The 12,395-nt window shown below is 68.6% G+C and carries 6 protein-coding genes; 3 read left to right on the top strand and 3 right to left on the bottom strand.

Going from position 1 to position 12,395, the window contains the following annotated elements; all coding sequences use genetic code 11:
• Positions 1-67: 67 nt before the first annotated feature.
• The 3 genes from HEP73_RS09860 to HEP73_RS09850 form a co-directional block, all read right to left on the bottom strand.
• On the bottom strand, positions 68-838 hold the full coding sequence (locus HEP73_RS09860; protein ID WP_185816567.1) for an NAD kinase: 771 nt from the start codon (positions 836-838) through the stop codon (positions 68-70).
• A gap of 73 nt (positions 839-911) precedes the next feature.
• Positions 912-1,535 carry a hypothetical protein gene (locus HEP73_RS09855; RefSeq protein ID WP_185823034.1) on the bottom strand — a complete coding sequence of 208 codons (624 nt, stop codon included), beginning with the start codon at positions 1,533-1,535 and terminating at the stop codon, positions 912-914.
• 253 nt (positions 1,536-1,788) lie between these two features.
• On the bottom strand, positions 1,789-6,897 hold the full coding sequence (locus HEP73_RS09850; RefSeq protein ID WP_185823033.1) for an NAD-glutamate dehydrogenase: 5,109 nt from the start codon (positions 6,895-6,897) through the stop codon (positions 1,789-1,791).
• Between the two features lie 253 nt (positions 6,898-7,150).
• Here HEP73_RS09850 and HEP73_RS09845 point away from each other — a divergent pair, with 253 nt between their 5' ends.
• The 3 genes from HEP73_RS09845 to HEP73_RS09835 are packed head-to-tail and all read left to right on the top strand — an operon-like array spanning position 7,151 to position 12,276.
• Positions 7,151-7,810, top strand: coding sequence for a TetR/AcrR family transcriptional regulator (locus tag HEP73_RS09845; RefSeq protein ID WP_053835690.1), 660 nt, complete (start codon positions 7,151-7,153; stop codon positions 7,808-7,810).
• On the top strand, positions 7,807-9,090 hold the full coding sequence (locus tag HEP73_RS09840; protein ID WP_185823032.1) for an efflux RND transporter periplasmic adaptor subunit: 1,284 nt from the start codon (positions 7,807-7,809) through the stop codon (positions 9,088-9,090). The genes HEP73_RS09845 and HEP73_RS09840 overlap by 4 nt, the downstream gene beginning before the upstream one ends.
• Positions 9,091-9,102: 12 nt before the next feature.
• The gene (locus HEP73_RS09835; protein WP_185823031.1) at positions 9,103-12,276 is read left to right on the top strand and encodes a multidrug efflux RND transporter permease subunit; all 3,174 of its coding nucleotides are present in this window, start codon (positions 9,103-9,105) and stop codon (positions 12,274-12,276) included.
• The last annotated feature ends 119 nt before the right edge of the window (positions 12,277-12,395 follow it).

Here is a 12,395-nt window from a genome sequence, read left to right as displayed (position 1 = left end):
GAGTAAAGCGTCGGTGCGGAAGACCCGCCGTTGCGAATCCCCAATCCCGACTCCCCAATCCCCGCCTCTAAACCATAAATTGCTCGCTCAAGATCCGCTCCTCCAGGTTGTGCTCCGGATCGAACAGCAGGGTGACCAGGCGGTCACGCGATTCGCGGATAGTGACTTCGACCACGTCGCGGGTCTCGTGCGAGTCGGCGGTGACGCTGACCGGGCGCTTGTACGGATCGAGCACGCGCAGGCGTACTTCGGTGTCGGCCTTGAGGATCGCGCCGCGCCAGCGCCGCGGCCGGTACGGGGCGATCGGGGTCAGCGCCAGGGTGTGCGAACCCAGCGGCAGGATCGGCCCGTGCGCCGAGGAGTTGTAGGCGGTGCTGCCGGCCGGCGTGGCCACCATCACCCCGTCGCAGATCAGTTCGTCGACCCGGGTCTGGCCGTTGAGGTCGATGCTGACGTGCGCGGCCTGGCGGGTCTGCCGCAGCAGCGACACTTCGTTGTAGGCCAGCGAGCCGGTGGTGGTGCCGGACTCGGTCTGCGCCAGCATCTCCAGCGGCCGCAGCTTGGCCGGCTCGGCCTGCGCCAGGCGCACCACCAGGTCGTCGTCCAGATGCTGGTTCATCAGGAAACCGACCGATCCCAGCTTCATGCCGAACACCGGTTTGCCCAGGCCGCCATGGCGATGCAGGGTCTGCAGCATGAAGCCGTCGCCGCCGAGCGCGCACAGCACGTCGGCGTCGGCCGGCGCATGGTCGCCATAGCGTGCGATCAGCTGATCGCGCGCCGCGAGCGCGGCCGGCGCGGTGCTGGCGAGGAAACAGATGCGGGGAGAAGACGGCAGGACGGGAACGTTCATGCCGCGATCATACCCGGCACGCCGTTACGCGCGCGCGGCCACGCAGGCGCCGCCGGCGCTAGCGTCCGGACGCGTAATCGTCGTAGACGGTGCGTGCAGCCTGTTCCTGCATGTCCTGGCGCACCGACTCCGGCACGACGGCGAGCAGGCGTTCGCGGACCTGCTGTGCCAGCGGCGCGGACTTGATGTCACCCATGCCCTCGCTCTGCCGCGCATCGGCCAGACACAACCAGTACCAGGCGCGTGCGACATCCCGGCATGGCGGCGGGCCAAAGGCCTGGATCCAGGCCAGTTCGGGTTCCCAGCCCGCGCCCTCGCGCCAGCCGCGCGCGCCCCATTGCGCCAGCAGCGCGGCATGATCCGGTTCGGTGCCCACGCCCAGAAAGCAGCGGCGGCCGTATTCCCGGTAGGCGACGCTGAAGCCATTGCCCAGCCAGGTGCGGGCATAGACCGCGCGCTTCAACGCGGCCAGCGCCGCGGCCTGCTCGCCGATGGCGTCCAGGTGCTGGAACCACGCATACGCGGCATCGCCGAACGACGCTTTTGACAGCGCGCGCAGCGGTGCCAGGTTGCCTTGCCGCTGTTCCTGCAGCGCACGCTGCAGCCGCACCTCCAACGACGGCCGCCGGGCCAGCAGCACCAGCAGCAACACGACGAACGCGGGAATGAGAAGGTAGATCATGGTCTGTGCCGGCGCGAAGCCGCGGAACGCGGCGTGGACGGCACGCGTAGTATCGGGCAGATCGGCGCCAGGGCGAACGGCGCCGCAGCCGCGGGCTTGGCTTTCGGCATCAGGCGAAGTGCGCGGGCATGGCGGCAGGCGCCACGCCCGCTCCCGCTGGAAGGGACATAGCGACAGCCGCAGCGCCGGGCCACATGGCCCGGCGCTGCCGACCTCCGCGTCGAGCCCGCAACGCGGGCCCGCGCACGGAGGATCACACGCCGTGCGCCGCCAGCTGGCCCAGCCGCTGCACCGCCACCGACACGGTCGGATAGTCCAGCGTCTTCTGCGCCGACAGTTCCTGCAGCATGTTCAAGGTGAAGCGCAGGCTGCTGTCGTCGCGCTGCAGCCACTGCTGCACCTTGGCCTCGGCATTGCCGCCCGGCAACGCCAGGGCCTGCCCGGCCAACGCGCCGTGGTGCTTGGCCAGTTCGTCGCGCAGCACGCCGCGGGCCACCGCATGCCAGCGGCCGTTGACCTCCAGCGCGTCGATCTGCTCGAACAGCCACGGCAGCTGCAAGGCCTCGCCGAGGCGGAAATGCACCTTCGACACCTCCACCGGCTTGAGCTTGCGGGTACGCGCCATCTCGATGATGTCGAACGCCGGCTCCAGGAAGCGCAGTTCCGACAGCTGCTGCGCCAGCGCCGGCGGCAGGCCCTTGTCCTGCCATTCCTGCACCAGCGCCTCGTACAGCGGACGCTGCGAATCCGACAGCACGCCGGAGGCGACGCGGATGTCGTTGAACGGCTCGTGGTAGCGGTCCACCGCCGCGGTGATGCCGGGCATCGGGCCGGGACGGAACAGCAGCCAGCGCACGAACGCGCGCTGCAACTTCCAGATCACTTCCAGCGCATCGATCTGCACCGACTCGGGCACCTGCCCGTCCAGCGCGTCGATCTGCGTCCACAGCGCACGCGCGTCCAGCGTCTCGCGGCTGATCGTGTATGCCTTGGCCACCTCGCCGATGCTGCGCCCGGTGTCTTCCTGCATGCGCATCAGGAAGGTCGCGCCCATGCGGTTGATGGTGGTGTTGGTGACCGCGGTGGCGATGATCTCGCGCTTCAGCCGGTGCCGCTCCATCGCATCGGCGTACTTCTTCTGCAGCGGCTGCGGGAAGTAGCGCTGCAGCTCCTTGGACAGGTACGGGTCCTCGGGGATGTCCGATTCCAGCAGCTGCTGGAACGCGACCAGCTTGGAGTAGGACAGCAGCACCGCCAGCTCCGGCCGGGTCAGGCCCTGGCCGCGGGCCTTGCGCGCGGAGATCTCCGCGTCCGACGGCAGGTATTCGATCTGCCGGTCGAGCAGGCCCTGCGCTTCCAGAGTGCGGATGAAGTGCTGCTTGGAGCCCAGGCGCTTGACGCTCATCCGCTCCATCAGGCTCAGCGCCTGGTTCTGGCGGATGTTGTCCCACAGCACCAGCTCGGCGACCTCGTCGGTCATCGACGCCAGCAGCGTGTTGCGCGCGGCCACGGTCAGCTTCTTGGCCTGCACCACGTCGTTGAGCAGGATCTTGATGTTGACCTCGTGGTCGGAGGTGTCCACGCCGGCCGAGTTGTCGATGAAGTCGGTGTTGAGCAGCACCCCGACCTGCGCGGCCTCGATGCGGCCGAGCTGGGTCAGGCCCAGGTTGCCGCCTTCGCCGACGATCTTGCAGCGCAGCTCGCCGCCGTTGACGCGCAGGCCGTTGTTGGCGCGGTCGCCGACGTCGCCATGGGTCTCACTGGCGGCCTTGACGTAGGTGCCGATGCCGCCGTTCCAGAACAGGTCCACCGGCGCCTTGAGGATGGCGTTCATCAGTTCGTTGGGCGAGAGCTGCTTGACGCCCGGCTCCAGGCCCAGCGCCTCGCGCACCGGCGCGCTGATCTCGATCGATTTCAGCGTGCGCGGATAGAGGCCGCCGCCGGCGCTGATCAGCTTGGCGTCGTAGTCGGCCCAGCTGGAGCGCGGCAGCTTGAACAGGCGTTCGCGCTCGGCGAACGAGGCCGCCGGATCCGGGGTCGGGTCGAGGAAGATGTGGCGGTGGTCGAACGCGGCCAGCAGGCGGATGTGCCGCGACAGCAGCATGCCGTTGCCGAACACGTCGCCGGACATGTCGCCGATGCCGACCACGCTGAAATCTTCGCTCTGGCAATCGCGGCCCAGCGCGCGGAAGTGGCGCTTGACCGATTCCCAGGCGCCGCGCGCGGTGATGCCCATGCCCTTGTGGTCGTAGCCGACCGAGCCGCCGGAGGCGAACGCGTCGCCGAGCCAGAAGCCATGGTCGATCGCCAGCCCGTTGGCGATGTCGGAGAACGTGGCGGTGCCCTTGTCGGCGGCGACCACCAGGTACGGATCGTCCTGGTCGTGGCGCACCACCTGCGGCGGCGCCACGATCTTGCCGCCGACGATGTTGTCGGTGATGTCGAGCAGGCCCTGGATGAAGAGCTTGTAGCAGGCGATGCCTTCGGCCAGCACCGCGTCGCGGTCGCCGCCGACCGGCGAACGCTTGCAGAAGAAGCCGCCCTTGGCGCCGACCGGCACGATCACCGTGTTCTTGACCATCTGCGCCTTGACCAGGCCCAACACCTCGGTGCGGAAATCCTCGCGCCGGTCCGACCAGCGCAGGCCGCCGCGCGCCACCGCGCCGAAGCGCAGGTGCACGCCTTCCACGCGCGGGCCGTACACGAAGATCTCGCGGTACGGACGCGGCTTGGGCAGCTCCGGCACCTTGGCCGAATCGAGCTTGAAACTGATGCAATGGCCCAGGCCGCCGTCCTTGCCGGTCTGGTAGTAGCTGGTGCGCAGGGTCGCTTCGATCACGCCCTTGAAACTGCGCAGGATGCGGTCCTCGTCGAGGCTGGCGACCTGGTCGAACAGCTTCAGCAGCGCGGCATTGGCCGCGTCCAGCTGCGCGGCGCGGTCGCCGCGGCGCGCGTCGATCACCGGCTGCAGCGCCTTCAGCGCGCCTTCGTCGCCGCCCGCCAGCAGGGTCAGCTGCGCCGCCAGCACGGCCTGGCCGTCGGCGATCTGCGCCTTGCTCTCGCTGCCGGTGGCCGGATCGAAGCGCGCCTCGAACAGTTCCACCAGCAGCCGCGCCAGCAGCGGATAGCGCGTGCAGGTCTCTTCGACGTAGGCCTGCGAGAACGGCACGCCGGTCTGCAGCAGGTACTTGCAGTAGCCGCGCAGGATCGCCACCTGGCGCCAGCTCAGGCCGGCGCCGACGATCAGGCGGTTGAAGCCGTCGTTCTCGGCATCGCCGCGCCAGATGCGCACGAACGCCTCGCACAGCGGCGCATCGGCACGCTCGACATCGATGCTGCCGGCCAGCGGCTCCACTTCGAAGTCCTGGATGTACAACAGCGTGCCGTCCACGGTGAGCCGGTACGGGCGTTCGGAAATCACCCGCAGGCCCAGGTTCTCCATCATCGGCAACACGTCCGACAGCGGCAGGTCGTCGTGCTGGCGGTACAGCTTCAGGCGCAGGCTGTCGGCGCCGTCGCGGCGCAGCGCCTGCAGGCTCAAGTGCAGGTCGTCGGGACCGCGCAGCGCGGCCAGGCGCTCGACGTCGCGCGCGGCGATCTGCGCGGTCGATTCCTCGATGTAGCCGGCCGGCAGCGCGCGGCCGTAGTTGGCCGCCAGGCGCAGGCCGTCGCGCTCGCCGTGGCTGGCGACCAGCGCCTCGCGCAGGTCGTCCTGCCAGTTGCGCAGCAGGTGCGCCAGGCGCGCTTCCAGTTCGGTGGTATCGAATTCCAGCGCCTCGCCGGGCTTGGGCCGCACGATCAGGTGCAGCTGCGCCAGCGGCGATTCGCCCAGCACCACGCTGGAGTCGATGTATTCGCCGTGCAGCGCGTCCTTCAGCAAGGCCTCAATGCGCAGGCGCACGTCGGTGTTGAAGCGCTCGCGCGGGATATAGACCAAGGCGGAGATGAAGCGGCCGTACTTGTCGCGGCGCAGGAACAGGCGGCTGCGCACCCGCTCCTGCAGGCCGAGGATGCCCATCGCGGTGCGGTACAGCTCTTCCTCGTTGGACTGGAACAGCTCCTCGCGCGGCAGCGTCTCCAGGATGTGGCGCAGCGCCTTGCCGCTGTGGCTGCTCGGGGTCAGCCCGGACTTGCGCATCACATAGTCGTGGCGCTCGCGCACCAGCGGGATCTCCCACGGGCGGCGGTTGTAGGCGCTGGAGGTGAACAGGCCGAGGAAGCGCTGCTCGGCGACGATGCGGCCCTTGGCGTCGAATTCCAGCACGCCGATGTAGTCCATGTAGCCGCTGCGGTGCACCCGCGAGCGCGCGTTGGTCTTGGTCAGGATCAGCGCTTCCTTGATCCCCGATTCGCTGAGGCCGTGCGCGGCCAGGGTGCGCACCGGCCGCGACGGCGACTTGTCGTGGCCGCGCAGCAGGCCCAGGCCGCTGTCCTCCAGCGGCGCCAGCACGTCTTCGCCGCCCTGCTTCTCGACCCGGTACTCGCGGTAGCCGAAGAAGGTGAAATGGTCGGCCGCGGCCCAGCGCAGGAACTCCTGCGCCTCGCGCCGGCCCTTGTCGTCCACCGGCAGGCGCCGCGTGGTCAGGTCGTCGGCCAGGGTCAGCATCTTTTCGCGCATGCCGCTCCAGTCGCGCACGATGTTGCGCACCTCGCCGAGGATCCGCTGGATCGCCGCATCCACCCGCGGCATGTCCTCCGGCGGCTGCCGGTCGATCTCCAGCAGCATCAGCGATTCCGGCTTGCCCTCGCCGACCGTCTCCAGCTTGCCGCCCTTGTCGCGGCTCATGCGCAGCACCGGATGGCCGAGCACGTGCACGCCGATGCCCAGCTCCGACAGCGCCATGCTCACCGAATCCACCAGGAACGGCATGTCGTCGTTGACGATCTGCAGCACCGTGCGCGAGGACTCCCAGCCGTCTTCCTTCAGGCTCGGATTGAACACCCGCACGTTGAACGTGCCCGGCTTGCGCTTGCGCGCGAACTCCAGCATCGACGCCGCCAGCGCGGCCCATTCCTGCGCGCTGTGGTGGGGAAACTCGTCCTCCTCCATGCGCTTGTAGAACTCCTCGGCGAAGGCCTGCGCCTCGGCCTGGCGGCCGCTCGGGTAGCGCTGGCGCAGGGCCGCGTACACCGGCTCCAGGCTGAAGCCGCCGCCCGCGGTGGCCGGCACCGCGTCGATCACCCGCGAATTGGCGGTGGCGCGCGCCGCGCCGCGCTTGCTCGCGACCGGGGCGGCCTTGGCCTGCTTGGCGGACGGCTTGGCCGATGCCTTGGACGAGGAGGAAGCGGGCTTGGACGCGGACTTGCTGGAGGATCCGGCCGAGGACGTGCTGGAACGGGAAGCGTCTGATTTGGGTTTCATGACGGGGAGCAACAACGATGCTCGTTGGGAAAGCCAGAATTGTACCGGTGGCGCGTTCAACTACCTTGCTGCATGGCGCAAACCGGGCCGGGGAACGAAACGACACGCCATATCGGGCAAAGTCGCGCGCACCGCCGTCACGCTGTCCTAACTTCGTACGGCGGAGCGTCGCCGATGCCGCGGACTTGTCGCGATCGGCGCGCCGATGTCAAGGCTGTTCCAATTCTAAACTGGACGGTATAGTCCACATTCAATGACCGCCTCCCCTGCCCCGTCCCGCCTGCCCCAGGCGCGCGATCAGCGCGTGTACGCCGCCGTGCGCGAACTGTTGGCCGAAGCCGGCATGCGCCTGAGCATGGATGCGGTGGCCGCGCGCGCCGGCTGCTCCAAGCAGACCCTGTACAGCCGCTACCGCAGCAAGCAGGACCTGCTGCAGCGGGTGATGCAGGACCATACCGAACTGAGCGCCACGCACCTGGGTCCGGCGCAGGGCGAGCTGCGCGGCAGCCTGCTGCGCTTCGCCCGCGAGTACCTGGAGCAGCTGTCCGAGCCGAGCGTGCTGCAGAGTTGCCAGCTGATCGCCGCCGAATCGCGGCATTTCCCCGAGCAGGTGCGCGCGCTGTTCCGCGACAGCGCCGAGGCGCTGATGCAGCGCCTGAGCGAACGCCTGCAACTGGCGGTGGCCGCCGGCCAGCTGCGCCATGACGATCCGCACTTCATGGCCGAACTGCTGTTGAGCATGATCGTCGGGATGGATTTCGAGCGCCAACGCTTCCATACCGCCCATCGCAGCGATGCCGCCGCGCAGCGCGCCTGGGCCGAATTCGCCGTCGACGGTTTTCTGCGCGCGTTCGCCGCGCCCCCTGCCCCTTCCCTTTCGTTTTCGATACCAGACCGGAGTACCACCCGATGACCTCCCCGTTGCGTTCTCTCGCCCTGGCCTGCGCCGTCGTGGTGGTATTGGCGTCCTGCAAGAAACAAGAGGAACAGCAGGCCATGCCGCCGCCGGAAGTGGGCGTGCTGGAAGCCAAGCCGCAGACGCTGCCGTTGCAGCGCGACATGGTCGGGCGCCTGTCCGCCTACCGCAGCGCCGACGTGCGCGCCCGCGTGGCCGGGGTGCTGGAAAAGCGCCTGTACACCGAAGGCACCGACGTGAAGGAAGGCCAGCCGCTGTTCCAGATCGACCCGGCGCCGCTGCGCGCCTCGCTGGCGTCGGCGCAGGGTCAGCTGGCCGCGGCCGAGGCGACCTACGCCAACGCCAAGGTCGCCGCCACCCGCGCGCGCAGCCTGGCCCCGCAGGCCTACGTGTCCAAGTCCGACCTGGACACCGCCGAGGCCACCGAACGCACCTCGGCCGCGTCGGTGCAGCAGGCGCGCGCCGCGGTGGACAGCGCACGCATCAACCTGGGCTACGCCACCGTCACCGCGCCGATCGCCGGCCGCGCCGGCAAGCAGCAGGTCACCGAAGGCGCGCTGGTCGGCCAGGGCGACACCACCCTGCTGACCACGATCGACCAGCTCGATCCGCTGTACGTGAACTTCTCGATGAGTTCGGACGAACTGGCGCAGCTGCGCCAGGCGCAGACCCAGGGCAACGTGGCGCTGAACGACGAGGGCAAGTCGACCGTGCAGGTCAAGCTCGGCGACGGCAGCGTCTATGCCCAGTCCGGCACGCTGGACTTCTCCGACACCGCGGTCGATCCGAGCACCGGCTCGGTGACCCTGCGCGCCTTGCTGCCCAATCCGGACCGGGTGCTGCTGCCCGGCGCGTTCGTCAGCTTCGCCGCCAACCTGGGCCAGCGCAACAACGCCTACCTGATCCCGCAGGAAGCGATCCAGCGCGACGCCAAGGGCGCCTATGCGCTGGTGGTCGGCAAGGACGGCAAGGTGCTGCGCAAGGACGTGGTCACGGTCGGCCAGCAGGAAGGCAAGTGGATCGTCGGCTCCGGCCTGGCCGCCGGCGACCAGGTCATCGTCTCCGGCCTGCAGAAGGCCAAGGAAGGCGCACCGGCCAAGGCCACGCCATGGACCCCGGGCGCAGCACCGGGCCAGGCGCCAGGCGGCGCCGCGCCGCAGGGCCAGGCGCCCGCCGCAGGTGCCGCACCGCAGGACAAGGCCGCCGGCCAACCGCAGGGCGCAGCGAGCGGCGACACGCCGGCCGCCGCGGCCGATTCCAAGCCCGAGCAGCAGTAACGGACCCCCGCCATGCCTAAGTTCTTCATCGAACACCCGGTCTTCGCCTGGGTGGTGGCGATCCTGATCTCGCTCAGCGGCGTGATCGCCATCCTCAACCTCGGCGTCGAGTCCTATCCCTCGATCGCGCCGCCGCAGGTCACCGTCACCGCGACCTACCCCGGCGCGAGCGCCGACACCACCGAACGCTCGGTCACCCAGGTGATCGAGCAGCAGCTGACCGGCATCGATCACCTGCTGTACTTCAGCTCCTCGTCCTCCTCCAGCGGCACCGCCACCGTCACCCTGACCTTCGAGACCGGCACCAATGCCGACATCGCCCAGGTGCAGGTGCAGAACAAGGTGTCGCTGGCGACGCCGCGCCTGCCCTCGGAAGTGACCGCGCAGGGCGTGGTGGTGGCCAAGGCCAACGCCGGCTTCCTCAGCGTGATCGCGCTGCGTTCGGACAACCCGTCGATCGACCGCAGCGCGCTCAACGACATCGTCGGCTCGCGCGTGCTGGAGCAGATCTCGCGCGTACCCGGCGTCGGCAGCACCCAGCAGTTCGGCGCCGAATACGCGATGGACATCTGGCTGAACCCGGAAAAGCTGCAGGGCTATCACCTGTCGCCGAGCCAGGTGTACAACGCGATCAGCGCGCAGAACGTGCAGTTCGCCGCCGGCTCGATCGGTTCGGATCCGGCCCCGTCCGGGCAGTCGTTCACCGCCACGGTCACCGCCGAAGGCCGCTTCAGTTCGCCCGAGCAGTTCGAGAACATCATCCTGCGCGCGGACGGCAACGGCAGCGTGGTGCGCCTGAAGGACGTGGCGCGGGTCGCGTTCGGCCCGACCAGCTTCGGCTTCGACACCCAGTACAACGGTAAGCCGACCGGCGCGTTCGCGATCCAGCTGCTGCCCGGCGCCAATGCGCTGAGCGTGTCCGAGGCGGTCAAGGCCAAGATGGACGAGCTGCAGCCGAGCTTCCCGCAGGGCGTGAGCTGGTTCACCCCGTACGAAAGCACCACCTTCGTGCGCATCTCGATCGAGGAAGTGGTTAAGACCCTGGCCGAAGCGATCGTGCTGGTGTTCCTGGTGATGCTGGTGTTCCTGCAGAACTTCCGCGCCACCATCATCCCTACCCTGGTGATCCCGGTGGCGCTGCTGGGCACCTTCCTGGGCATGTGGGTGATCGGCTTCACCATCAACCAGCTGACCCTGTTCGCGATGGTGCTGGCGATCGGCATCGTGGTCGACGATGCGATCGTGGTGATCGAGAACGTCGAACGCATCATGTCCGAAGAGCACCTGGCGCCGAAGGCGGCCACGCAGAAGGCGATGACCCAGATCACCGGCGCGGTGGTGGCGATCACCGTGGTGCTGGCGGCGGTGTTCATCCCCTCGGCGATGCAGCCCGGCGCGGCCGGCGCGATCTACAAGCAGTTCGCGATCACCATCGCCATGGCGATGGGGTTCTCGGCGTTCCTGGCGCTGAGCTTTACTCCGGCGTTGTGCGCGGCGTTCCTGAAGGCCACCCACAACGAGAACCCGAACTGGGTGTACCGCAACTTCAACAAGTACTACGACAAGCTGGCCAACCGCTACGTCGGCGCGGTCGGCGGCACCATTCGCCGCGCCCCGCGCTGGATGGCGGTGTTCGCGTTGCTGGTGGTGCTGTGCGGCTTCCTGTTCACGCGCATGCCCGGCAGCTTCCTGCCCGAGGAAGACCAGGGCTTCGCGCTGGCGATCGTGCAGTTGCCGCCGGGCGCCACGGTCGGCCGCACCAACGAGGTGTTCGCGCAGATGCGCGGCGTGCTGCAGCAGCAGAAGGCCGTGGAAGGCATGCTGCAGGTGGCCGGCTTCAGCTTCCTGGGCCGCGGCGAGAACGTCGGCATGGGCTTCATCCGGCTCAAGCCATGGGCCGACCGCGACGTCACCGCCACCGACCTGATCCAGCAGTTGAACGGCATGTTCTACGGCATCAAGGGCGCGCAGATCTTCGTGGTCAACCTGCCCACGGTGAACGGCCTGGGCCAGTTCGGCGGCTTCGACATGTGGCTGCAGGACCGCACCGGCGCCGGCGAGGAAGCGCTGACCCAGGCGCGCAACATCCTGCTCGGCAAGGCCGCCGCGCGCCAGGATGCGCTGGCCGGGGTGCGCCCCAATGGCCTGGAGAACGCGCCGCAGCTGCAGCTGAGCGTGGACCGCGTGCAGGCGCAGTCGATGGGCCTGTCGGTCAGCGACATCTACCAGTCGATCCAGATGATGCTGGCGCCGGTGTACGTCAACGACTTCTTCTACGAAGGCCGCATCAAGCGCGTCAACATGCAGGCCGACGCGCCGTTCCGCACCGGTCCGGAGTCGCTGCGCAACTTCTATGTGCCCAGCAGCAGCGCCACCGACAGCGATGGCCTGCCGCAGATGATCCCGCTGAGCACGGTGGTGAAGTCGGACTGGATCTACAGCTCGCCGTCGCTGAGCCGCTACAACGGCTATTCGGCGGTCAACGTGGTCGGCAACCCGGCCCCGGGCGGCAGTTCCGGCCAGGCGATGAGCGCGATGGAGGAGATCGTCAACAACGACCTGCCGCCGGGCTTCGGCTTCGACTGGAGCGGCATGTCGTACCAGGAGATCATCGCCGGCAACAGCGCCACGCTGCTGCTGGTGCTGTCGATCGTGGTGGTGTTCCTGTGCCTGGCGGCGCTGTACGAGAGCTGGTCGATCCCGGTCTCGGTGCTGCTGGTGGTGCCGATCGGCGTGCTCGGCGCGATCACCTTCTCGCTGCTGCGCGGCCTGCCGAACGACATCTACTTCAAGATCGGCATGATCACGGTGATCGGCCTGGCGGCGAAGAACGCGATCCTGATCGTGGAGTTCGCGGTGGAGCAGCGCGCGGCGGGCAAGACCCTGCGCGAAGCGGCCACCGAGGCGGCGCACCTGCGCTTCCGTCCGATCCTGATGACCTCGTTCGCGTTCATCCTCGGCGTGCTGCCGATGGCGATCTCCAGCGGCGCCGGCGCCAACGCGCGCCACTCGATCGGCACCGGCGTGATCGGCGGCATGGTGTTCGCGACGCTGCTCGGCGTGCTGTTCATCCCGCTGTTCTTCGTGGTGGTGCGGCGCATGCTCGGCGACAAGCTGGACGAGCCGTCGAAGGAGTACGTGGCGATCCAGCAGGAAGGGCAGAACCGGAACCAGCCGGATCGGTGAGGGGCCGGGATTGGGGATTCGGGATTCGTCAGGAATCCCGGGTCCTTGAGAGCCTCAGGTTCCTGCAAACAAAAAAAGCGGCCTTATCGGCCGCTTTTTTTTTGCCGGTTCCAGCACTG

It is taken from the genome of Xanthomonas sp. GW, assembly GCF_014236815.1.
In the GTDB taxonomy this organism is placed as follows: Bacteria; Pseudomonadota; Gammaproteobacteria; order Xanthomonadales; family Xanthomonadaceae; genus Xanthomonas_A.
Note: the sequence above shows the minus strand (reverse complement) of the source record. Positions and strands in the feature narration are given on the sequence as shown.

What these genes read in the sequence shown, in the direction of transcription:
- HEP73_RS09855 (WP_185823034.1), bottom strand. Translation starts at nt 1,535, where the DNA reads ATGATCTACCTTCTCATTCCCGCGTTCGTCGTGTTGCTGCTGGTGCTG.
- HEP73_RS09850 (WP_185823033.1), bottom strand. Translation starts at nt 6,897, where the DNA reads ATGAAACCCAAATCAGACGCTTCCCGTTCCAGCACGTCCTCGGCCGGA.
- HEP73_RS09845 (WP_053835690.1), top strand. Translation starts at nt 7,151, where the DNA reads ATGACCGCCTCCCCTGCCCCGTCCCGCCTGCCCCAGGCGCGCGATCAG.
- HEP73_RS09840 (WP_185823032.1), top strand. Translation starts at nt 7,807, where the DNA reads ATGACCTCCCCGTTGCGTTCTCTCGCCCTGGCCTGCGCCGTCGTGGTG.
- HEP73_RS09835 (WP_185823031.1), top strand. Translation starts at nt 9,103, where the DNA reads ATGCCTAAGTTCTTCATCGAACACCCGGTCTTCGCCTGGGTGGTGGCG.